18 protein-coding genes and 1 pseudogene are annotated in these 21,225 nt (G+C 69.0%); 8 read left to right on the forward strand and 11 right to left on the reverse strand.

Going from position 1 to position 21,225, the window contains the following annotated elements; all coding sequences use genetic code 11:
- Positions 1-24: 24 nt before the first annotated feature.
- The 6 genes from ACSUZC_RS22380 to ACSUZC_RS22405 all read right to left on the reverse strand — a co-directional run bounded on the left by ACSUZC_RS22380 (position 25) and on the right by ACSUZC_RS22405 (position 5,811).
- Positions 25-2,313 (reverse strand): heavy metal translocating P-type ATPase, encoded by a 2,289-nt coding sequence (locus ACSUZC_RS22380; protein WP_439030637.1) that lies wholly within the window; start codon positions 2,311-2,313, stop codon positions 25-27.
- Complete coding sequence (locus tag ACSUZC_RS22385) at positions 2,313-2,495, reverse strand: hypothetical protein (protein ID WP_439030638.1); 183 nt, start codon at positions 2,493-2,495, stop codon at positions 2,313-2,315. Before ACSUZC_RS22385 ends, ACSUZC_RS22380 begins: the two co-directional genes overlap by 1 nt.
- A gap of 2 nt (positions 2,496-2,497) precedes the next feature.
- On the reverse strand, positions 2,498-2,704 hold the full coding sequence (locus ACSUZC_RS22390) for a heavy-metal-associated domain-containing protein (RefSeq protein WP_439030639.1): 207 nt from the start codon (positions 2,702-2,704) through the stop codon (positions 2,498-2,500).
- A 50-nt stretch (positions 2,705-2,754) separates the two neighbouring features.
- Positions 2,755-3,048, reverse strand: a complete 294-nt coding sequence (locus ACSUZC_RS22395; RefSeq protein WP_159371641.1) for a metal-sensitive transcriptional regulator — start codon at positions 3,046-3,048, stop codon at positions 2,755-2,757.
- Between the two features lie 115 nt (positions 3,049-3,163).
- Positions 3,164-4,600: an ABC1 kinase family protein gene (locus ACSUZC_RS22400; RefSeq protein ID WP_439030640.1), complete on the reverse strand. Its 1,437-nt coding sequence runs from the start codon at positions 4,598-4,600 to the stop codon at positions 3,164-3,166.
- Positions 4,597-5,811: a cytochrome P450 gene (locus ACSUZC_RS22405; protein WP_439030641.1), complete on the reverse strand. Its 1,215-nt coding sequence runs from the start codon at positions 5,809-5,811 to the stop codon at positions 4,597-4,599. Before ACSUZC_RS22405 ends, ACSUZC_RS22400 begins: the two co-directional genes overlap by 4 nt.
- A 127-nt stretch (positions 5,812-5,938) precedes the next feature.
- On the opposite strand from ACSUZC_RS22405, the gene ACSUZC_RS22410 reads away from it, so the two are divergent.
- Positions 5,939-6,556 carry a TetR/AcrR family transcriptional regulator gene (locus ACSUZC_RS22410; protein WP_439030642.1) on the forward strand — a complete coding sequence of 206 codons (618 nt, stop codon included), beginning with the start codon at positions 5,939-5,941 and terminating at the stop codon, positions 6,554-6,556.
- A 7-nt stretch (positions 6,557-6,563) separates the two neighbouring features.
- On the opposite strand, the gene ACSUZC_RS22415 is transcribed toward ACSUZC_RS22410, so the two are convergent.
- The 3 genes and pseudogenes from ACSUZC_RS22415 to nadB form a co-directional block, all read right to left on the reverse strand.
- Positions 6,564-7,355, reverse strand: coding sequence for a hypothetical protein (locus ACSUZC_RS22415; RefSeq protein WP_439030643.1), 792 nt, complete (start codon positions 7,353-7,355; stop codon positions 6,564-6,566).
- Positions 7,356-7,542: 187 nt separating this feature from the next.
- Positions 7,543-8,564, reverse strand: a pseudogene (locus ACSUZC_RS22420) (alpha/beta fold hydrolase).
- Between the two features lie 51 nt (positions 8,565-8,615).
- Positions 8,616-10,295 (reverse strand): L-aspartate oxidase, encoded by a 1,680-nt coding sequence (gene nadB / locus ACSUZC_RS22425; protein WP_439030644.1) that lies wholly within the window; start codon positions 10,293-10,295, stop codon positions 8,616-8,618.
- 142 nt (positions 10,296-10,437) lie between these two features.
- On the opposite strand from nadB, the gene ACSUZC_RS22430 reads away from it, so the two are divergent.
- Entirely contained in the window at positions 10,438-11,982 is a 1,545-nt protein-coding gene (locus ACSUZC_RS22430) for an FAD-dependent oxidoreductase (protein ID WP_439030645.1), read from the forward strand.
- A 9-nt stretch (positions 11,983-11,991) separates the two neighbouring features.
- On the opposite strand, the gene ACSUZC_RS22435 is transcribed toward ACSUZC_RS22430, so the two are convergent.
- Entirely contained in the window at positions 11,992-12,753 is a 762-nt protein-coding gene (locus ACSUZC_RS22435; RefSeq protein ID WP_439030646.1) for an IclR family transcriptional regulator, read from the reverse strand.
- A 175-nt stretch (positions 12,754-12,928) separates the two neighbouring features.
- Here ACSUZC_RS22435 and ACSUZC_RS22440 point away from each other — a divergent pair, with 175 nt between their 5' ends.
- The 6 genes from ACSUZC_RS22440 to ACSUZC_RS22465 all read left to right on the forward strand — a co-directional run bounded on the left by ACSUZC_RS22440 (position 12,929) and on the right by ACSUZC_RS22465 (position 19,664).
- On the forward strand, positions 12,929-14,200 hold the full coding sequence (locus ACSUZC_RS22440) for a DUF6986 family protein (RefSeq protein WP_439030647.1): 1,272 nt from the start codon (positions 12,929-12,931) through the stop codon (positions 14,198-14,200).
- A 56-nt stretch (positions 14,201-14,256) separates the two neighbouring features.
- Positions 14,257-15,072 carry a bifunctional allantoicase/(S)-ureidoglycine aminohydrolase gene (locus ACSUZC_RS22445; RefSeq protein ID WP_439030648.1) on the forward strand — a complete coding sequence of 272 codons (816 nt, stop codon included), beginning with the start codon at positions 14,257-14,259 and terminating at the stop codon, positions 15,070-15,072.
- A gap of 36 nt (positions 15,073-15,108) precedes the next feature.
- A complete protein-coding gene (locus ACSUZC_RS22450; RefSeq protein WP_439030649.1) occupies positions 15,109-15,771 on the forward strand; it encodes a response regulator transcription factor in 663 nt (220 codons plus the stop codon).
- A 3-nt stretch (positions 15,772-15,774) separates the two neighbouring features.
- Positions 15,775-17,208 (forward strand): sensor histidine kinase, encoded by a 1,434-nt coding sequence (locus ACSUZC_RS22455; RefSeq protein ID WP_439030650.1) that lies wholly within the window; start codon positions 15,775-15,777, stop codon positions 17,206-17,208.
- A 116-nt stretch (positions 17,209-17,324) separates the two neighbouring features.
- A complete protein-coding gene (locus ACSUZC_RS22460) occupies positions 17,325-18,716 on the forward strand; it encodes an MFS transporter (RefSeq protein WP_388055225.1) in 1,392 nt (463 codons plus the stop codon).
- Positions 18,717-18,725: 9 nt separating this feature from the next.
- On the forward strand, positions 18,726-19,664 hold the full coding sequence (locus tag ACSUZC_RS22465) for a TAXI family TRAP transporter solute-binding subunit (protein ID WP_439030651.1): 939 nt from the start codon (positions 18,726-18,728) through the stop codon (positions 19,662-19,664).
- A gap of 58 nt (positions 19,665-19,722) precedes the next feature.
- On the opposite strand, the gene ACSUZC_RS22470 is transcribed toward ACSUZC_RS22465, so the two are convergent.
- Positions 19,723-21,117, reverse strand: a complete 1,395-nt coding sequence (locus ACSUZC_RS22470; protein ID WP_439030652.1) for an HNH endonuclease — start codon at positions 21,115-21,117, stop codon at positions 19,723-19,725.
- Between the last annotated feature and the right edge of the window lie 108 nt (positions 21,118-21,225).

Raw genomic sequence — 21,225 nt, forward strand, 5'->3', positions numbered from 1 at the left:
CGCTGCGCACCCGGCGGTCACCTGTCAGCGCTTCGGCGCGAACCCCCGGAGTCGCAGGCTGTTGCCGACGACGAAGACCGACGACAGGGCCATCGCCGCGCCCGCGATCATCGGGTTGAGCATGCCCGCGGCCGCCAGCGGAATGGCTGCGACGTTGTATCCGAAGGCCCAGAACAGGTTTCCCCTGATGGTGCCGAGGGTTCGACGCGCCAGGGCGATGGCGTCAGCCACCGCGCGCAGGTCGCCGCTCACGACGGTCAAGTCGCTGGCGGCCATCGCGACGTCGGTTCCGGTGCCCATCGCGAGGCCGAGATCGGCCTGCGCGAGCGCCGCGGCGTCGTTGATACCGTCGCCGACCATCGCCACCACGTGGCCCTGCTCCTGCAGTTCGGCGATCACCTCCAGCTTGCGTCGCGGGCTGACGCCGGCGGTGACATCGTCGATGCCGACACTCGACGCCACGGCCCGGGCGGCACCCTCGTTGTCGCCGGTGAGCAGCTTCGGCGTCAACCCCAGTCGCCGGAACTCGGCGATCGCCGCGGCCGACGACGATTTGATCCGATCGGCCACCACGACGACTCCCACAGGAACCGGTTGTCCCGCAGCATCTTCGGAGGACTGCTCTCCGACCAGCACGACGACCGCCGTCGCGCCCTCGGATTCGGCGGTGGCCACCGCGACGTCGAGTGACCGTGGCATGGGCACGTCGACCTTGCTCGGCGACACCACCTTCACCAGCCGGTCGCCGACGATCCCGGCGACGCCGGCGCCCTGCGTGGAGACGAAGTCACGGACGTGTGCGTCGATGTGGTCGCGTCCGGCATCGACGATGGCCGCCGCGATCGGATGTTCCGACCCCGACTCCACCGACGCCGCCCAGCCGAGAACCTGCTCCTCGGTGAAGCCGTCGACCACGGTGATCGCGGAGAACGTCATCTCGCCGGTGGTGACGGTGCCCGTCTTGTCCAGCACGATCGTGTCGACACGTCGCGTCGACTCGAGCACCTCCGGCCCCTTCAGCAGGATGCCCAGCTGCGCCCCGCGCCCGGTACCGACCATCAGTGCGGTCGGTGTGGCCAGCCCCAGCGCACACGGGCACGCAATGATCAGGACGGCGACCGCCGCGGTGAACGCGAAGGTGACATCTCCGCCCGCGAACCCCGACGTCGATGCGACGCCCAACCAGAAGCTCAGCGTCGCAACCGAGATCGCGATGACGATCGGGACGAACACCGACGAGATGCGGTCGGCCAGACGCTGGACGTCGGCCTTGCCCTCCTGAGCCGCTGTCACCATGCGCGCCATCTGTGACAGCGCGGTGTCCGACCCGACGGCGGTGGCCCGCACGACGAGCAGTCCGCTGGTGTTGATCGTCGCGCCGACGACCGCGTCACCCGGGGTGACCTCGACGGGTACCGATTCGCCCGACACCATCGACGCATCGACCGCCGATGCGCCGTCGACGACGACGCCGTCGGTCGCGATCTTCTCGCCGGGCCGCACCACGAACTCGTCGCCGACCGCCAGCTGCGCGATGGGGATTCGGCTCTCGACCCCACTCGCGTCGCGGATCACGACATCTTTTGCGCCGAGATCCATCAGCGCCGACAGCGCATCTCCCGCACGACGTTTGGCGCGCTTCTCGAAGTAGCGTCCGGCCAGCAGGAAGGTCGTGACCCCCGCGGCCGCCTCGAGATAGATGTGCGACGAACCGTCGGAGCGTTGCGGCAGCAGGTCGAAGCCGTGGGTGAGGCCCGGCGTGCCGGCCGTTCCGAGGAACAGGGCGTACAGCGACCATCCGAACGCCGCGAGGGTTCCCACCGAGACGAGGGTGTCCATCGTGGTGGCACCATGGCGCAGATTGACCCACGCGGCGCGGTGGAACGGGTAGGCGCCCCAGACGACGACGGGAGCGGCAAGGGTCAGCGACGCCCATTGCCAGTAGGTGAACTGGAGCGCCGGGATCATCGCCAGCGCGATCACCGGGACCGACAGTGCCGCCGACACGATCAACCGTCGCCGGAGCGCGTCCAGCTCGGGGTCGTCCGAACCCGTGCGCTCGGCGTCCTCGGTACCGGCAGGCTGGTCCGGCACGACCGGCGCGGCGTCGTAACCGGCCGCACGGACCACGTCCACGAGGTCTGTCGTCTCCAGGCCGCTCGGCACCTCGACGTGTGCGCGTTCGGTCGCATAGTTCACCGACGCCGTCACCCCGTCGAGCTTGTTCAGTTTGCGTTCGATGCGGTTGGCGCATGACGCGCACGTCATGCCGGAGATGTCGAGGTCGATCAGGTGAGGTGCGGTCGCGGTCATCAGTGGTCACCTCCATGCGGGACGGAGTCGGGCGCGTCGGGTTGCTCGACGCTGTGGGACGGCGAATGCTGCGGCGCCGGCTCCACATCGGGCCCCCACGCGCGGCCGACGACGAACGCGATGGCGACCACCGCGATCAGGGCCACGACGTAGGCGACCGGACGGGCGACTGCGGTTGTCATCGTCAGGCCAGCGCGTATCCGGCTTCGGTGACCGCGGACTCGACCTCGGACCGGCCCAGCTCGCGGTCGGCGACGACGCGCACCGATCCGTCATCGAGGGTGACCTCGACGTTCGTCACGCCGGGCAGCGCCTCGATCTCCTCGCGGACCGATGCCACGCAGTGGCCGCAGGTCATGCCGGTGACGGTGTATGTGCTGGTGGTGCTCATGTCGCTACTCCTGGAATCGTCTGGGTTGGGCGGAAGGCGGGCGGGATCGGTCAGGACTTGACCAGACGCGAGATCGCGGCCATGGCCTCGTCGACCTTGGCCTTGCCGGCCTCGTCGCTCTCCTGCGCGGCGTGCACGACGCAGTGCGCCATGTGTTCTTCGAGCAGGCCGAGGCTGACGGCCTGCAGTGCCTTGGTCATCGCCGACACCTGCGTCAGGATGTCGATGCAGTAGGTGTCCTCCTCGACCATGCGCTGCAGGCCACGCGCCTGCCCCTCGATGCGCTTGAGTCGGCGGAGGTAATCGTCCTTGCGGCCGATGTAGCCGTGCTGGTGCTCGTCCATGTCACTCCCGTCCGGATACCCCTCACGGGTATGCCCGACCAGGTATACCAGCCACGGCGCCAAAACGGTACCCCCCTAGGGTACATCCGGGTCGCGCGATTGCGGGTGAGTGATGTCAGCGCTCGGCGAGTCCGAACGGCAGGCCCCGTTCGCGGACCCACGCCACGTGCGCCCGGCCCGCGGGGGTCCTGGGTTCTCCGACGCCGTCGACGCAGTCGAGCTGATCACGGGTGTCGAGGGTGGCGCCCAGCTCACTCAGGATCGCGTTGATGCCGAGGTTGATCCGAGCGAGCATCACGTAGTCGCTGGGGATCTGCATCTTGCGGACCGCTGTGCCGATCGGCCCGTCGTCGAACATGGACTGCATCAGCCCGGTGCTGTCGGCCGGGACGAACGTGTGAGGCTGCTCGGCGATGACGCTCGATGCCATCATCGCCCACCACTGGAATGCGTCGTCGATGTCGAGATCGGTGTCCGGCGTGATGAACCCGTGGTCGAGCATGAGTCGATACAGCTCGTGACGATCACCGTCGCACGTCGCGCGGAACATTGTGACGATGCCCCGACGAACCCACTCGGGGAACTGCTTGACGCACCCGAAGTCGACGAATCCCACCGTGCCGTCGTCGCCGAAGCGATAGTTGCCCGGGTGCGGGTCCGCGTTGAACAGGTTGCTGTGCCGGTATGCACCGAAACCGAAGTAGCCGATCGCCTCGGCCCAGCTGTTGCGGAGATGCTGATCGGCTCGGCGGGCGTCGGCCCATCCCACGCCCTCCAGAAAGGTCATGGTGAGCACCCGATCGCCCGAGTGGCTGTCGAACACGTCGGGGACCCGTATGAACGGGTGTCCCCGGTACAGATCAGCGAACCGTCGGATGCTGCGTGCCTCGTGCCGGTAGTCGAGTTCTTCGGCTATGCGCTCGGCGATCTCGGCCGCGGCGGACCGCTGATCGGTGCGCATCGCTCGCGGGGTCAGGGCCATCCCGAGTTTGAGGAATGTGGCCAACAGTTCGGTGTTGGCGAGATCATCGCGAATGGCGCGGGCCACACCCGGGTACTGCACCTTCACCGCCACCTGCTGCCCGTTGGTCAGCGTCGCCGTATGCACCTGACCGATGGATGCGGCCGCGATCGGTTCGGGAGAGAACTCGTCGAACAGATCCTCGATGCGTCCGCCGAGATCCGCCTCCACCACCCCGCGTGTGGTGGCGAGGTCCATCGGCGGCGCATCGGATTGGAGGCGCTGCAGCGCAGCCTGATACGTGGCGAGGGGTCCGACGCCGGCGTCGACGTCGTAGGTCGACATGAGTTGCCCGGCCTTCATGAGAACCCCCTTCGAGTGGCCGAGCATGTCCGCGTACCGCTCGGCAGTGCGTTGATGGAAGCGGTCGATGGCGTCGGGGTCACCGGTGCGGTTGCGCAGGCCGGCGACGACGCGACCGCCGGCAGCTCGAGCCGCGAAGCCCACGACCGGGACGGTGCGTCTCACGCGACCGGCCCGGACGGTACCGAAGCGATCCGTACCGGATGGAGTCTGCGGCTGGTCTGTCATCGAATTCCCCCGTCGGTGAACACCATCGGCACTTCCTTCGGTCCCCTCAGCAGTCCCGAGGGATGCCATGTCACCGGCCCGGCGAGCACCGGTCCTCGCGATTGCAGCTGCCGCAGGGCGGTTTTCAGTTCCAGCCGGGCCAGGGCCGCACCCAGGCACCGGTGGCGCCCGTAGCCGAGCGCCAGGTGTGCCGGCCCCCTCCGTTCCGGACGGAACTCGTGCGGTGACTCGAACACCTCCGGGTCCCGGTTGGCGGCCGCGATCGCCACGATGACCCGCGCTCCCCGTTCGATGGTGTTCCCGGCCAGGATGTGCCGGTCGCTCGCGGCTCGGACCACGATCTGGGCGGTCCCGTCGAGTCGGAACAGCTCGTCGAGAACCTCGTCGGCGCCGACGTCGTCGAGTGTGTCGATAGCCCGGCCACCGGGTTCTCCCGCGCACAGCCGGATCATGCTGGTGCCCAGCAGCTTCGCGGTGGTCTCGTGACCGGCGATCGCGAGCAGGATCGCGTTCGACACGACCTCGTCGAGTTCCAGTTCGGGGTCGGCGGCCAAGAGACTGAGCAGGTCATCCTCGGGCTCGAGCCGGCGCTGGGCTGCCACCGCGAGGAATTCGGCGAACAACTCCGTCAGCGCCGAGATCGGCCGCAGTTGCCCGACGGGTAGCACGGTGCCCTCGAGGACGCCGACCAGCTCGCTCGTCTCATCCCACATGAGCTGTGCCACAGCAGGGTCGAGTGCCATCCACTCTGCGATGACCGCGATCGGGAGGGGTTGGGCGATCATCGACATCAGGTCGAAGCCCTCTCCGGTGGAGACGCCGCCGATCACTTCGGAGGCGATCGCCTCCACCCCGGCCCCCATCGACGCGATGTAGTGCGGTGTGAAGACGTCGCGCAGTGAACCGCGGATGCGGTCGTGGTCGGGCGCATCGCGCGTAAGCATCGTCTGTGCGAGCGGCGCATCCTCGAATCCGGCAGCCCGCAGGGCGCGGCGACTCACGTCTGCGGTCTCCGGGTCGCTACTCCAACCGGTGCCCAACAACACTTCGCGGGCGGCGTCATAGCCGGTGACCAGCCAGGATTCTGTCTGCTCGTCGAACCGCACCGGGCCGGGCCCGTAATCCCACGGGCGCGGCGCCGACGGCGGACTGCCGTCGGGTCGCAACCAGACAGTCGGTGTTGGCGCATCGTGGCCGACCATGACGTCCATGATTGCCTCCAGTGTTCCTAAGTGTTCACTTAGTCGGGCTACTTGGCTACGCTAAGTGCACACTTAGGTCCTGTCAATGCAGTGATCGCCGAGACCCACCGATGTCGGACCCCGCGAGACGAGGAATATGACCGCAGCAACCAGAGACCGGTTGATCGACGAGGCGATGCGCCTCTTCGGAGAGCAGGGTTACCGGGCGACGAGTGTGGCGCAGATCGAGGCCGCGGCGGGTCTGACGCCCGGTTCGGGTGGGCTCTACCACCACTTCCGGTCCAAAGAAGTCCTGCTCGAGGCCGGCATCGACCGTCAGCTCGACCGGCTGCGCGCTCTACGCGACATCCGGCAGATCTTCGAGGGACTCACCGATCTGCGCTCTGAGTTGACCGTCGTCGGCCGGTACACGCTGCAGGTCATCGACGAGGAGAGTCAGCTCCTGCGCATCGTGAGCTCGGAACTCCGTGACCGGCCTCGCCGGCTCGCCGACACCCTGGCGCAGCTCGTGGAGGAGTCGTATGTGGGCATGGCGAGCTGGGTTCAACGTCAGGTGCCCGACATGGGCCGACCCCAGGCGGAGGACATTGCCGCGGTCGCATTGAACGCTCTGTTCGCCCACCGCACCATGAAGGACTTCCTCGGACTGCAACCGCTGGCGGTGGACGACGACCGCATCATCGGCGAGTGGGTCGAGATGGTTGCCGGACGAATCGAACAGGGGATTCCGCCGCACGGTGACCGGTCGCGCTGACCTACGCCTACGGGCGCAGCACCGCGGCCAGTCGAGCCAGGGCGGTGGCGACCTCGTCGAGCGCCGCGCCGATGGCCTCGAGCCGAGCGGCGTCGAGGACCTGTACCCCAGACGGCGCTTCGACATCCGGGGTGGTGAACGGCGACTCCGGTGCCACGGGAATCGATGGCGGAACGTCGGCCACCGGGCCATTCGGCACGCCCGTAATCGGACCCGCTGCGTTCATGTCGTCCGTCCGGTGGCGGCGACCCTGGTAGTCCTCGGTCACGAACGGCTCGGCGTTGGTGGAGCGACGGCCCCCGCGATAAGCCGGTCGCGGATCGGGCTCGGCAACCGGCGGCTCCTGCGGGAGCGGGGCGGGCTGATGGGAATCGGGCAACCGGTGCGTCCCCATTCGGGTCGGCGGCTGGTGCTGGGAGGTCGCGGATCGGTCGGGACCGGCGGCATGCGGACCCGGGGCCCCGGCACCGGTCATGACCGAGGGCGCGTGACCGTTGGTACGGGCGTAGAAGTGGGGTCCGCCGTGCCCGGCGAAGAACACACATCCCGCACCTTCGGGCGACGGGACCGGGCAGGGGTTGCGTTCGATGAGCGACTGGGCGCGATCGTCGAAATCGTTCCACTCCAGCCAGAGACGCCGATCGTGCCGCGGGTGCGTGCTCGCGTCGGTGGCGTGATTGCCCCGGTGCCCGATCGCCAGCCGGCACTGCAGCAACCAATCGGAGTCACCCGACAGTCCCAGCGCCGCGCGTTCGGTCGGCCGGCACACCACCGTCGACCAACAGCCCTCGCCGTTCATACGGACTCCCCTTCATGCATTGCCTCGCGACGAAATCTTCGCGCGCCACACCGCCCGTCGCGCGCACGGTGTCTCCTCAAGCCGTGACGGCGGCGTCGGCAACGACGCCCGCCCCCAGCACGCAAAACCCCCCGGCATGCGATGCGGTGGCCGCCCCCCGGTGACCACGACGTGAAGATCCCGGGCGTCAGTCTACGAAGCGGGCCCGTCCGGTGCCACCCCGTCGGCCCCGCGCGTTTCAGAGAGGAACCCGAGAATCCTCGCGTTCACCTCATCGGGCTCGTCGAGGTGGAGAAAGTGGCCCGCTCCGGCGACGACCGCGGCGCCGCTCCCGGGCGGCAACACCTCGCGGACGCGGTCGGTGAAGCGTGACTGCATGCAACCGTCGTCGGCCCCGTGTAGGTACAACGTGCGGCAACGGGGTTCGCCGAGCCAGTCGTTGCGAAAATCGCGATATCGCGGATCGACACGCGGCTTACGCAGCGCCCGGTAGTAGCCCAGGGCCGCTGACCGATGTGCCCGGGTGGGCAGCGCCGCGAGCGCGTGATCGATGTCGAGACTTGCCGGACGGGACCCGCGGGTCAGCCGCCACCGGCGCCACAACAGCGGGATCAGCGTGTCCAGGCTGCGCTCGGGCACCCAGGGCAGTTGATTGAACGCGATGTACCAGCTCATGAGCATCTGACGACCGAGCATTCTGGCACCTTCGGCGCCCTGGGCCAGGGAGCGCCTCACCGCGGGCACCGGCGGCACCGCCATCGACACCACCGCCGCGTAGGGATTGTCGAAGCGATGCGCGAGCGCGTTGGCCGTCATCGCGCCCCAGTCGTGCCCGATGAGCACCGCATCCTCACCCGCACCCACCGCCGCGTGGATCCCGCGGGCGTCGTGGGCCAGCGCGGCAACGTGAAAGTCCTTGTCCGCCGGTATGTTCGACGGCGCGTAGCCGCGCGTGAAAGGAGCGATGACCCGGTAACCGGCCGCTGCGAGCTCCGGACCCAGGTGCCGCCAGGTCCAGGCCGAATCAGGAAAGCCGTGGAGGCACACCGCAACCGGGCCGTCGTCGGGACCCCACGTCAGTGCGCGCAGGGTGAGGTGGCCGAGGTCGATGACGACGGTGTCCGGAGACCGGCCGCCGGGGTCGGAACCGGAATTCGATCGGCCGTCGGGGTTCACCTGGCCGCGCGCCAGGCCGTCTGCTGAGGTCATCGACGCCAATCTAGCCCTGTTGCCAGGGCACCCGCATCGACTTGCCCCGGTTCAGCGCGGGGCGAGCGCCACACGGGCCTCTCGCAGCTCACCGTCGACGAGCCGGAGAACGCGCGACTCCGACGCCTCGGCGGTCAGCGGGAAATCCGTGCGGACGTGCGCACCCCGGGACTCGGTGCGGGCGGCCGCCGACGCCACGACGGCCGACGCGGTGAGGGTCAGCGCCGCATCTTCGACGTCGCGCGCCGATCGCGGAACCCGTCGAGGTGCCGTCGAGAGCAGGTCGGCGGTCTCGGCGAGCCCGTCGGCCGACCTGCGCAATGCCGCGCGGCGCGACATCGTGTCCTGCAGGAGGCCGCGGTCGAGGATCGGGACGGTTTCCGCGACCGGGCGCCGCGCGCGTTCCGGCACCGGCAGGCCACGACGGGTGATCGCGACCCCGGCCGCGCGGCGACCCATGACCAGACCTTCCAGAAGGCTGTTCGACGCCAGACGGTTGGCGCCGTGCAGGCCGGTGCGCGCGACCTCCCCGGCCGCGAGCAACCCGTCGACCGCGGTCTTGGCGTCGCTGTCGGTCACGACCCCGCCGCAGAGGTAGTGCGCGCCCGGCACCACCGGGATGCGACGGGATGCGGGATCGAGCCCCGCGGCCCGGATTCCCGCGCTGACGGTCGGGAACCGGGCCTCGAAGTCGGGGACGCCTCCGACATCGAGGTAGACGCACGGATGGCCGGTGAGTTCGATCGCGGTCTCGACCGCGTCGGCGACCACGTCCCGCGGGGCCAGGTCGCCCATGGGGTGGACCCCGGCGGTCACCGACCGGCCCTCGACGTCGACGAGTGTTCCGCCCTCACCGCGGACCGCCTCGCTGATCAACGTGCGCCGGCCCCGTGCCCCCGCGGTGTAGAGCATCGTCGGATGGAACTGGATGAACTCCAGGTCGGCCACCTCGGCACCGGCGCGTAGTGCGAGCGCGATGCCGTCACCGGTCGCACCTGCGGGGTTCGTCGTCGCCGCGTAGAGGTGTCCCGCGCCGCCCGTCGCAAGCAGCACGGTCGGGGCGAGTACCGACTCGGCACGCCCGTCGCGCAGGACGGCGACGCCGAGCGCCCGCTGCTGACCGTCGTCGCGGTCGTAGTCGTCGAGGAGCACCGCGGTCGCGATCGCGTCGTCGAGGAAACGGATCGCGGGCGTATCCCCGCGGCCGGCTGCGGTACGCACCGCCGAGTGCAGCGCGCGCTGGATCGCAGCACCGGTCGCGTCACCGCCGGCGTGGATGATCCGACGCAGCGAGTGACCGCCCTCGCGGGTGCGGAGCAGCGCGCCGTCGACGCCCCGGTCGAACTCGGCTCCCCAGTCGATCAGCGCCGACACCGACGCCCACCCGTCTTCCAGGATCGGTCTCGACGCGGAGGCATCGGTGAGGCCGGCGCCCGCCGCGACGGTGTCGGCGAGGTGACGGTCCACGGAGTCGGCGGGATCGTCACCGACAGGGCCTCCGTGGCCCGCGGGCATCACCACGGCGACACCGCCCTGCGCATAGAACGTGGAGGTGGGCTGCTCGCCGCGGGTGGCATCCCAGCGCGGCCCCTTGTTGAGAACGACCACCTCGAGCCCGTTCTCGGCGGCACACAGGGCGGCGGTCAGTCCCGCGATGCCCGCCCCCACCACGACGAGGTCGGCGCGCAACGAGCCGGGCTCCTCGATCCGCCCGTGTGTGGACCCGCTCATCTCAACCGCCTCTCGCCGCCGGCCACCCGCACTCGAGGTCAACTCCCGGCTCACGTTTTCGATTCCCAGTCGAAAACCCTACTCCTCGGTGAGCCCCGTCGAAAATGTTTGATTCCCCCTGATCACGGCAAACCCGGGGGTCATGAAAACACTCTGGTTCGACCCGGCCGGCGACTCCGCCTCCGACGCCCTGCCCGACGTCCGCCCGGAGACGATGCCCATCGACGTCATCGACACCTTCGACCAGGTCGTCATCGGTGGCGGTATCACCGGCCTCACGACTGCTCTGCTGCTCGCCCGAGCCGGGCAGACCGTCGCGGTTCTCGAAGCGCGGCACATCGGCGCCGCCGCGACGGGACACACCACCGGCAAGCTCTCCCTGCTCCAGGGATCGAGACTGTCGTCGATAGCGAGTCGGCAGAAGAAGTCCGCGGTCCACGACTACGTCGAGGCCAACCGCGAAGGTCAGGCCTGGCTCCGTCACTACCTCGAGCACCGCGGCCTGAAGGTCGACGAACGAGCGGCGCTGACCTTCGCCTCGACCGCCTCGGGCGCGAAGACCGTCGAGGAGGAGTTCGCGGTCTGCCGCGCGCACGACATCCCGGTGTCCCACGTCGACACCCCGGAGCTACCCTTCGACGTCCGGACGGCGATCAGGCTCGAAGGTCAAGCCCAGATCGACCCGATGGTGGTGCTGCGGGCGCTCGCCGACGACCTCCGCGCCCACGGCGGCCACCTCTACGAGGGCGTACGGGTCCAGGGCCTGAAGCACGGATCGCCGAACGTCCTGTCCACCGACGCCGGGGACGTCCGCGCCGATGCCGTCGTCGTGGCGACCGGCCAGCCGATCTTCGACCGCGGCGGCTACTTCGCGCGCATGCACTTCTCACGGTCGTACGCCGCGGCGTTCACCGTCGACGAGCAGATTCCCCGCGAGATGTACCTGGGCGCCGACACTCCGTCGGTGTCCCTACGGACCGCGACCCGACCCGGTTACGACGGCGAGTTGCTACTCGTGGGCGGATGGGGCCATGAGGTGGGTCGGACGAGTTCCGAGCGACAGCACGTCATGGACCTGCTGGCGTGGACCGAGAAGCACTTTCCCACCGCTCGGATGGTCGCCCGCTGGTCGGCGCAGGACTACACCACCATCGACCAGCTCCCCTACGTCGGACCCATCCTGCCCGGCGTGGAGAACGTCCAGGTGGCAACGGGTTTCGCGAAGTGGGGCCTGACAAACGGTGTCGCCGCGGCACTTGCGATGACCGGGCGGATCCTCGGTAGCGAGCCGCCGTGGTCGAAGACCTTCCGCCCGTTCCGGACCTCCGAGGTCACCAGTCTCGGTTCACTCCGTTCGGCACTCTCGGCCAACGGACAGGTCGCGGCGTACATGACCGCCGGTTACGCGGGCCTGCTCAAACCCACCAAGAAGCATCCCGCCGAAGGCGACGGCGTGGTCGGGCACGACGGGATCAGTCCGCGCGGTGTCTGCACCGTCAACGGGACGACGCAGTCGGTCGCGCCGCTCTGCACCCACCTGGGCGGCGTCCTGCGGTGGAACGACGCGGAACAGACATGGGACTGCCCGCTCCATGCCTCGCGCTTCGATCCCGAGGGCAACGTGCTGGAGGGTCCAGCGACCCGAAATCTGGCCTCCCAGAAGACCTCTGGAGACGGTGAGCGCTGACCCCCGCGGCTAGGACTCCCGGGACCCGATGAGCGCTTCGGAGACGGTCTCGGCGGCGGTGCGCAGCGCCGTGACCGCGCGAGTGCGCAGATCGTCGTCGAACCGGGCGACCGGCCCGGAGATGCCGACCGCCATCGGCGTCGGGGCACCCGGGACCGCGACTGCCATGCCACAGACCCCCACCTCATGTTCTTGCTCGTCGGTGGCGACGCCGTCTGCGCGTACCTGCTCGACGGCGGCGAACACACCCGAGAGGGACGTGACGCTCCACTCGGTGGCGGCGGTGAGACCGGCCTGGGTCACGTGTTTGAGGATTCGCGCGTCGTCGAGCTCGGCCAGGACGGCCTTGCCGACGGCGGTGTTGTGCATGGTGACCCGGCGTCCGACCTCGTTGTTGGTGCGCATGCTGTGCGGTGACGGGACCTGCGCCACGTAGATGACCATGTCGCCGTCGAGTACCGCGAGACTCGCGGTCTCACTGAGTTCGGCGACCAGGGAGCCGAGTACGGGTGCAGCCACTGCGCCGAGCTGGCGATTGGCGACCTCACCGAGCCGAATCAGCCGGGGCCCCAACGCATATGACCGGTTCGGGAGTTGGCGGACGTATCCGATGCCCACGAGCGTGCGGAGCAGCCGGTGGATGGTGGGCGGCGGCAGCGGCGACTCCGCGGACAGATGACTGAGCGAGCATTCGCCGCCGGCGCGTCCGATGAGCTCCATCAGCTCGAAGGCGCGCTCGACCGATTGCACTCCGCCCGAGCTCCCTGCCATCGCCACCTCTCCATTGCACTTCTCGGTACTCCACAGTCCGAGATCACGCTACGTTCCGTCATGTGAAACCACAATCGGTCGGCGTCGCAGCTCAGGACTGGTGGCAGACGCCGGTCCTACAGTAAACTCCGCTCTGCGGAATTACTTTTCCATCTACCGATGAGGGGTGCCTGTCGTGAGTGCGCAGCCCGGTCGCCTCGGTGCGGCCTTTCTCGCCGGGGTCGAGGCCGCTCTGGCCCCGGCGGACGCCGTGCTGTCCGGTCGATACCCGGGCGACGACGGCAGCCGGCAGCCGGTCCACACGGTCTACGTTCCAGCAGACCGGTACTCGGCGCGAATCGCCGAGGAGTGGGGGCAGACGGCGCTCGACACCGCCGCCGAGCACGGCGGCCTCGCCACGATCGCCCGCTCCACCGTCGCCCGGACCGACTCGGACGCAACCGCCCTCGCGACCCTCGTCGAGGCGAAGCTGCGCACCGAGCCCATCGAGGACCTGCGCATCGACTTCGAAGACGGCTACGGCGTCCGCTCCGACGACGAGGAGGACGCAGCCGTGGCGGCTGCCGTCGCCGCGATCCGCGACGCCGGGACCACTCCCCCGTTCATCGGCATCCGTTTCAAGTGCTTCGAGGCCGACGTGCGGGCTCGCGGCCTGCGCACCCTCGACCTGTTCGTCTCCGGACTGGCCGAGGCCGGGGAACTCCCCGCCGGGTTGACCCTGACGTTGCCGAAGGTCACCTCCACCGACCAGGTCGTCGCGATGGTGACCGTCGCCGGAGAACTCGAACGGATCCACGACCTCCCGGACGGACGCATCGGTTTCGAGATCCAGGTCGAGACCCCGCAAGCGGTGATGGCTGCCGACGGCACTGCGGCCGTCGCGCCGATGATCCAGGCGGGCGAGGGTCGGGTGACCGCGCTGCACTACGGCACCTACGACTACTCGGCATCCCTCGGCATCGCTGCCGCGTATCAGTCGATGGAGCATCCGGCCGCCGACCACGCGAAGGCCGTGATGCAGCTCGCCGCCGCGGGCACCGGCGTGCGCTTGTCGGACGGGTCGACCAACATCCTGCCGGTCGGCGACCGGGAGGCCGTCGAGGCAGGCTGGGCGCTGCACGCGCGGCTGGTCCGCCGCCACCTCGAGCGCGGCTTCTATCAGGGATGGGATCTGCACCCCGCCCAGCTGGTCACCCGCTTCCTGGCGACCTACGCCTTCTATCGCGACGGATTCGACTCCGCCGCAGTGCGTTTACGCAACTATGCGCATCGGATCGAGTCATCGGTGCTCGACGAACCCGCAACGGCCCGCGCGCTCGCCGGCTTCATCCGCCGCGGCGAACTGTGCGGGGCATTGACCGTCGACGAAGTCGAGGCCGCGACCGATCTCCCCCTCGCGAAGGTGCGTGAACTAGCGCTCCATCGTCCGCCGGCTTCCGGCGTCTGAGTTCGAAACCATCAGCCCTACACGCCATTCACCCCTTCGACGAACAGGACACCACGATGACCGCGTCGCCGTACTACACCCCCACCGGCGGACTGCCGCCGCAGACCGATCTGCTCACCGACCGCGCGGTGGTCACCGAGGCGTACACGGTGATCCCGCGTGGCGTGCTCCGCGACATCGTCACGTCGGTCTTCCCCGAGTGGACCGACACCCGCGCCTGGATTCTCAACCGCCCCGTGCCCGGCGGCGCCCAGACCTTCGCCCAGACGATCGTGGAGGTCGCCCCGGGCGGCGGTTCGGATGCGCCGGAACCGCAGTCGGAGGTCGAGGGCTTCGTGTTCGTCACCTCCGGCGCACTGACGGTCACCGTCGCGGACTCCGATCACGTCCTGACCGAGGGCGGTTTCGGCTATCTGCCCGCGGGCACCCCGTGGTCGGCACACAATCGCGGTGACGTCCCCGTGTCGTTCCACTGGATCCGCAAGCGCTACCAGCCCATCGCCGGTCATGAGCCGGCCCCGAAGTTCGGCAACGAGCGCGACATCGAACCCTCGCCGATGCCCGACACCGACGGCGCCTGGCGCACAACGCGAATGCTCGACCCGCAGGACCTCGCCTACGACATGCACGTCAACGTCGTCACCTTCGAGCCCGGGGCGTCGATCCCGTTCGCCGAGACCCACGTGATGGAGCACGGCCTCTACGTCCTGGAAGGCAAGGCCGTCTATCGGCTCAACGAGGACTGGGTGGAAGTCCAGGAGGGCGACTACATGTCGCTGCGCGCCTTCTGCCCCCAGGCCTGCTACGCGGGCGGACCGTCGAACTTCCGGTACCTGCTCTACAAGGACGTCAATCGGCAGATCGCGCTCTGACAACCCCCTTCTCGCCGCTGTCGTACCGTGGACCCGATGCGTATCGCGGTGGTGGAGGACGACGACGGGGTCGGTGATGCGCTCGTCGACGCCCTGAACGAGGTCGGCCACGAACCCCGTCGGATGCGCCGCGGTGCCGACCTCCTACTCGGTCACCGGGATTTCGACCTGGTACTGCTGGACCTGGGTCTCCCCGACGAGGACGGTCTGACCGTGTTGCGCCGGTTGCGGGCCGTCAGCGAGATGCCGGTGGTGGTGCTCACCGCGCGGCACGACGAGCGGTCGGTGGTGCGGGCACTTCGCGGGGGCGCCGACGACTATGTGGTCAAGCCGGCGCGGCTGGGCGAGCTGATGGCGCGCCTGGAGGTGGCCGCCCGCCGGCGCGCCGTCGACGAGTCACCGGCCGCCCGGCGACGGGTCACGACCGGCGACATCGTGGTGGACCTCGATGCGCGGCTGGTCACCGTGGCCGGTGCCGACGTGGCACTGACTCCCAAGGAGTTCGAACTCCTCGCGCACCTCGTCACACGCCGTGGTGAGGCAGTGAGCCGCGAACAATTGATGGACGCGATCTGGGGCGACGCCTACGTCGCGATCTCCCGGAGCCTCGACGTACACATGACCGCACTCCGGGCGAAGCTCGGCAGGCCCGGCGTGATCGAGACGATCCGCGGGTACGGCTACCGCTGGGGCTCCTGAGCGATGTGGCGGCGCGTGCTGCTCGTGCTCGTCGCCTACTCGGCGATCGTGGTCCTGGGGCTGGCGGTCCCCCTCGCCACGACGGTGAGTCGCGAACGGCTGCAACGTTTCACCGAGAGCCGGACCGCGTCCGCGGTCTACTTCGCCGACCTCGCCGACCGGGAACCGGAGATGCGGGGCACCGAGCTGCAGCAGGCCGTCGAGCGCTATCGCGACCTCTACGGCGAAGGTGTCGTGGTGGTCGATCGAGCCGGTACGACGCGGGCCTCGGCCGGCCTCACCGCGCAGTCACCAGAAGTCGCCGAGGCCGTGTCCGAGGCGCTGCGCAACCAGCGCACCCGGATCGCGTCGGGATTGACGCCCTGGTCGCCCGGGTCGGTGCTGGTGGCCATGCCGATCGGTACCGGCACCCAGGTCGACGGCGCGGTGGTCATCGAGGCGTCGACGTCGGCGGCCAGACGCGACGTCGCCGAGACCTGGGCGGTGATCGCCGGTGGGGCCGTCGCGATGCTCGTGGTGGGGTCGCTGATCGCGGTAGCCCTGTCGCGGTGGACGGTTCGCCCGCTCACCGCGTTGACCACCCGGGTGCGCTCGCTGCGCGCATCGATCATCGACCGCGTTCCGGGCACGAACGAACCGAGGCAGAACGGACTCCGCGATCACCGGCGCAGCGGCCCGCCGGAGGTCCGTGAGCTGGCCCGGATCTTCGACGAAATGGCCGACGACGTCGAGAACGCCACCGCGGCCCAGCGCCGTCTGGTCGCCGACACCGCCCACGCCCTGCGTAATCCGCTCGCCGCGGTCCGGTTTCGTCTCGACACTCTCGGTCTCGGCCTGACCGGCAGATCGCTCGCCTCGCATCAGAAGACGCTCGTGGAGATAGACCGGCTGGACCGCATCGTCGAGGACCTGCTCGTCCTGGCCACCGCCGAGTCGCGGCCGGCCGGCTCCGCCACCGGCGTCTGCGACGCCGCCACGGTGCTGGTCGACCGCCACGACTTCTGGGCGGGTGCCCTCGCGGACGCCGGACTGTCGGCGTCGATCGCACTGCCGTCGGGGCGACCGTCCTCGACGATCGCCGCACTCGACGAGGACGATCTGATCCGGGTGATGGACGTCCTGATGAGCAACGCGGTCCATCACGCCGGACCGGGCGCGTCCGTCGAGCTGGGCTGCCGGTCCGAGGGAACTCGCGTCCGGATCTGGGTGGCCGACACCGGCCGCGGTGTGACCGACGGCGAATTGCCCCGCGTGACGGAACGGTTCTTCCGTGCCTCGGCCGGCACGGGACCGGGCTCCGGGCTCGGACTCTCCATCGCTGCGGCCCTGGTCGAGGGGGCCGGGGGCGAGCTGACGGTGAGCGCCGGACGACCTGCGGGCCTGCGGGTGGACCTCTGGATCCCGAGGGCGGACGTCGGGGCGGACGATCAGTCCTAAGGGAGTGTTAGGAAACCGCGATCGGCTTCCGTTGAGCCTGTGACTGCGTTCACAGTGTTAGGGGCACCGACGCCGGCCCCGGGTCGGGTGCACGTTCGACGACCTGGAGGACACCGATGACCGACTCGCCCACCCGGCACCCCGCGGACGCGCGGAGCGCACCGACGAGCTCCTCGCCCGCAGCGACCCGTCGGGCCGTGCTCAACACCCTGCGCGGGTCCTCGGGCAACCTCGTGGAGTGGTACGACGTCTACGTCTACACGGTGTTCGCGACGTACTTCGAGAGTCAGTTCTTCGACCCTGCCGACAAGAACTCGACCGTCTACGTGTACGCCATCTTCGCCGTCACCTTCCTGATGCGGCCGGTCGGTTCCTGGTTCTTCGGGCGCTACGCCGACCGTCGGGGCCGACGTGCGGCACTGACCTTCAGTGTGTCGTTGATGGCCGCATGCTCGCTGGCGATCGCGCTGACGCCGGGTCGGGAGTCGATCGGCGTGTGGGCAGCGGTCATCCTGGTGCTCTGCCGTCTGGTGCAGGGTTTCGCCACCGGTGGTGAGTACGGCGCATCGGCCACCTACATGTCCGAGGCCGCCACTCGCGAGCGTCGCGGCTTCTTCTCGTCGTTCCAATACGTCACGCTGATCGGCGGACACGTGTTGGCACAGCTCACCCTGCTCGTGATGCAGGGCTTCCTCGACAAGGATCAGATCTCCGACTTCGGCTGGCGCATCGCGTTCCTCATCGGTGGTGTGGCCGCGGTCGTCGTCTTCTGGCTGCGCCGCAGCATGGACGAGTCGCTGACCCCGGAGCAGCTGGAAGCCGTGCGCAGCGGCGCCGACTCCGAGTCCGGATCGATTCGCGAACTCCTGCTGAACAACTGGCGTCCCCTGCTGGTCTGCTTCCTGGTCACCATCGGTGGCACCATCGCCTTCTACACCTACAGCGTCAACGCGCCGGCCATCGTCAAGACGGCCTACGAGGACCACGGCCGCACCGGTACCTGGATCAATCTCATCGGCCTGGTGTTCCTGATGGCGCTGCAACCGATCGGCGGAATGATCAGCGACAAGGTCGGACGCAAACCGGTCCTCATCTTCTTCGGCGTCGGCGGTGTCCTGTACACCTACTTCCTGATCACCTACCTGCCCCAGACCACTTCGGTCGCTGCGTCGTTGACCCTGCTCGGTATCGGTTATGTGATCCTCACCGGTTACACCTCCATCAACGCGATCGTGAAGGCGGAACTGTTCCCCTCGCATGTCCGGGCCCTGGGAGTCGGTCTCGGTTACGCCCTCGCGAACTCCGCGTTCGGTGGCACCGCGCCGCTGATCTATCAGGCCGCGAAGAACGGCGGTCATGTCCCGTGGTTCATCGCCTACGTCACCGTCGTGATCGCGGTGTCGCTGCTGGTCTACATCTTCGTCCTGCGCAACAAGGCGGAGACGCCACTCGATCGCGAGCAGGGGCGGGCCTTCGTCGACGCAGGGGCCGATGCCCAGCGGGCCTAAGGTGACACCATGTCGTACGCGCGCGGGTCGGTCGACCGGCGGACCGTGCTCCGCGGGGGCTGCGGCGTGGGAGCGTTGCTTCTGCTGTCCGCGTGCGGAACCGAGCGAGGCGCACCGGTCCACCTGGCGGCCGGAGAGTCCGGCGGATTCTTCTGGGAATTTGCCGGTCTCCTCGCCGCGGCGGCCGACCGGGTGGGCGCGCCGCCGATCCGCCCTCGTCAGTCGGGCGGTTCGGCCGAGAACCTCGATGCCCTGGCGAACGGTTCCGCGGAGCTCGCCCTCAGCCTCAGCGACACGGCCACCGAGCGTGCGAACCCTCAGCTGACAGCGCTCGGGTGCGTGTACGAGAACTACTTCCAGGTGGCGGTCCGCGCCGGCTCCGGCATCGCGACGATCGCCGATCTGCGCGGACGGGTGGTGAGTGTCGGCGCACCGGGATCCGGCGCCGCGGGACTCTCCGAGCGGGTGCTCGCCGCCGCCGGCCTCGCACCCGCCCGCGACATCCGACCGGTTCGCCAGACGATGCGGGACGCCGGCGCGGCGCTCGCCGCGGGAGCAGTCGATGCCGTCATGTGGGCAGGTGGTCTGCCGACCCCGGCATTCACCGACCCGCGGGTGCCGATCGCCCTTCTCGACCTCGGCGGTGTCGTGTCGGCCTTACGACGGCAGTACGGGCCGGCGTATGAGCCCGTGCGCATCCCGGCCGACATCTACGGCCGACATCCGGCGGTCACCACCGTCGGCGTCGCGAACCTGCTGCTCGCCCGCCGGGACGTCCCCGACGCGACCGCTGCGGCCGTCGTCGATCTGCTTCTCGACGAGTCCGCACGCCTCGTGCCGTCGCAGGCGATCGGCAGTCAGTTCCTCGACGCCCAGTCATTGATCCTCACCGGCTCCGTCCCCCTGCATCCGGGTGCCGCGCGCGAGTACCGCCGTCGACACGGGTGATCGACTGTCGAGGACACGGAACCCAGGGAATGGCACGGTCAACGACAAGACCGTGCCATCACGCCGCCTCGGGAACGACGGGCGCCGTCCTGGTTTCGTTGCGCTGCTTCCATTCCCACACCGCGTACAGCACCTCGGTGGTGTACCCCAGGTCCATCCGGCCGCCACCGACCGGGACCGTCGCGCCAGTGCTGATGCGAGGGTTTGGTCGCCACTCCGTCGGTGTCGAGGTCGGCGGCGCCACCTCGATCTCGGCACCATCGGGGCGATGAAACGTGAACCGCTGCCCACCATGCGCGGTGATCGAGAACTCACCCCGATGCAGCGACCGGTGACACGACCCGCACAACAAGATCAGATTGTCCGGATCAGTCCGCCCACCCGCCGACCAGAACTCCACATGATGCGCGTGCAGATGACGCGTACGCCCACACCCCGGCACCTGACAACACCGATCCCGCACCAACAACGCCCGCACCAACACCTTGTTCGGCACACGCTTCCGACGCCCCACACCCAACAACGCGAGCCTGCCGGGTTGCCCGGCAACCCTGCGGCTCACCACATCCCGAGCGGTCGCACCACACCGGGCCTCGGCCAGGTCATCGTCGGACAACGCCGGACCATCATCGAGATGAGCCTGCTCCACACCCTCACCGGCATGGATGAGGATCTCCGCACCCGGCGCAAGATCGGGCATCGCGATCCCGTCATGGACCATGTCGGCCATCACCACCACCGCCGGCGCCAGATTCGACGGCACCTGCCGCCACAGATCCCGTCGCCGCGACGGAACCACCTCGGAATCCGTCCCGCCCGAACCGGACTCGGTGTTCCGCGGAACGCTCGGGCCAGTGGGCAGATCCGGATCGTCGCTGATCCGGGTGCGTTCGTACTCCGCACGCACCGCACCCGCCAGAAAGCGCGCCCCATCCAGCGGACTCAACGTCAACGACACCGACAACGACCCGTCAGCATTCCACCTCCACCGCCCCGTCGACTCCACCAGCGGCCCACTGTCCTCCTCGACACCGCGGTTGCGGTCGATATGGCGCATCGCCCGCACCGCCCGGTCCAACTGACTGGCCGTCGTCGACAACGCCAGATTCACCAACTCCAGCTCACGCTCCGGTGTGGCCACCCGCGTCAACGCGCGGACCTTCGAATACGTCAACCGCCCCTGCGCGAACGCCTCACGAATCAGCGACAGATCGACCAACGCCCGGGCCACCCGCACCTGCTCATGCGCGGTGCGCATCGAGATGCCCGCCTTCCACGACAACCAGTGCGCACACGAGGCGATCCCCGGACCCGACCACCCGTGCCGCTCATCCCACTCCGCGACCAAACCCAGAAACTGCGCCGTCAACGCGGTGATCTGAGCCGCATAACCGAGCACTCGATGCTCGAGCATCTCATCAGACAACGACGCCGGGTCGGCATCATCGAACATCGACGACACATCCCCAGCAGAACGAAAAGCACTGACCCCCACAGCAACCCCCATGCCCCGAATGAAAGGTACAAGAACAAGCTATCGGGCGGCACCGACAACTCTTCC

This window comes from Gordonia terrae (assembly GCF_051789125.1).
Taxonomy (GTDB): domain Bacteria; phylum Actinomycetota; class Actinomycetes; order Mycobacteriales; family Mycobacteriaceae; genus Gordonia; species Gordonia terrae_A.

Bases quoted from the DNA above. Each gene is read 5' to 3' on its own strand.
- ACSUZC_RS22415 (WP_439030643.1), bottom strand. From the start codon at position 7,355: ATGAACGGCGAGGGCTGTTGGTCGACGGTGGTGTGCCGGCCGACCGAA.
- ACSUZC_RS22465 (WP_439030651.1), top strand. From the start codon at position 18,726: ATGTCGTACGCGCGCGGGTCGGTCGACCGGCGGACCGTGCTCCGCGGG.
- ACSUZC_RS22390 (WP_439030639.1), bottom strand. From the start codon at position 2,704: ATGAGCACCACCAGCACATACACCGTCACCGGCATGACCTGCGGCCAC.
- ACSUZC_RS22380 (WP_439030637.1), bottom strand. From the start codon at position 2,313: ATGACCGCGACCGCACCTCACCTGATCGACCTCGACATCTCCGGCATG.
- ACSUZC_RS22385 (WP_439030638.1), bottom strand. From the start codon at position 2,495: ATGACAACCGCAGTCGCCCGTCCGGTCGCCTACGTCGTGGCCCTGATC.
- ACSUZC_RS22400 (WP_439030640.1), bottom strand. From the start codon at position 4,600: ATGACAGACCAGCCGCAGACTCCATCCGGTACGGATCGCTTCGGTACC.
- ACSUZC_RS22410 (WP_439030642.1), top strand. From the start codon at position 5,939: ATGACCGCAGCAACCAGAGACCGGTTGATCGACGAGGCGATGCGCCTC.
- ACSUZC_RS22470 (WP_439030652.1), bottom strand. From the start codon at position 21,117: ATGTTCGATGATGCCGACCCGGCGTCGTTGTCTGATGAGATGCTCGAG.
- ACSUZC_RS22405 (WP_439030641.1), bottom strand. From the start codon at position 5,811: ATGGACGTCATGGTCGGCCACGATGCGCCAACACCGACTGTCTGGTTG.
- ACSUZC_RS22395 (WP_159371641.1), bottom strand. From the start codon at position 3,048: ATGGACGAGCACCAGCACGGCTACATCGGCCGCAAGGACGATTACCTC.
- ACSUZC_RS22460 (WP_388055225.1), top strand. From the start codon at position 17,325: ATGACCGACTCGCCCACCCGGCACCCCGCGGACGCGCGGAGCGCACCG.
- ACSUZC_RS22435 (WP_439030646.1), bottom strand. From the start codon at position 12,753: ATGGCAGGGAGCTCGGGCGGAGTGCAATCGGTCGAGCGCGCCTTCGAG.
- ACSUZC_RS22455 (WP_439030650.1), top strand. From the start codon at position 15,775: ATGTGGCGGCGCGTGCTGCTCGTGCTCGTCGCCTACTCGGCGATCGTG.
- nadB (WP_439030644.1), bottom strand. From the start codon at position 10,295: ATGAGCGGGTCCACACACGGGCGGATCGAGGAGCCCGGCTCGTTGCGC.
- ACSUZC_RS22430 (WP_439030645.1), top strand. From the start codon at position 10,438: ATGAAAACACTCTGGTTCGACCCGGCCGGCGACTCCGCCTCCGACGCC.
- ACSUZC_RS22450 (WP_439030649.1), top strand. From the start codon at position 15,109: ATGCGTATCGCGGTGGTGGAGGACGACGACGGGGTCGGTGATGCGCTC.
- ACSUZC_RS22445 (WP_439030648.1), top strand. From the start codon at position 14,257: ATGACCGCGTCGCCGTACTACACCCCCACCGGCGGACTGCCGCCGCAG.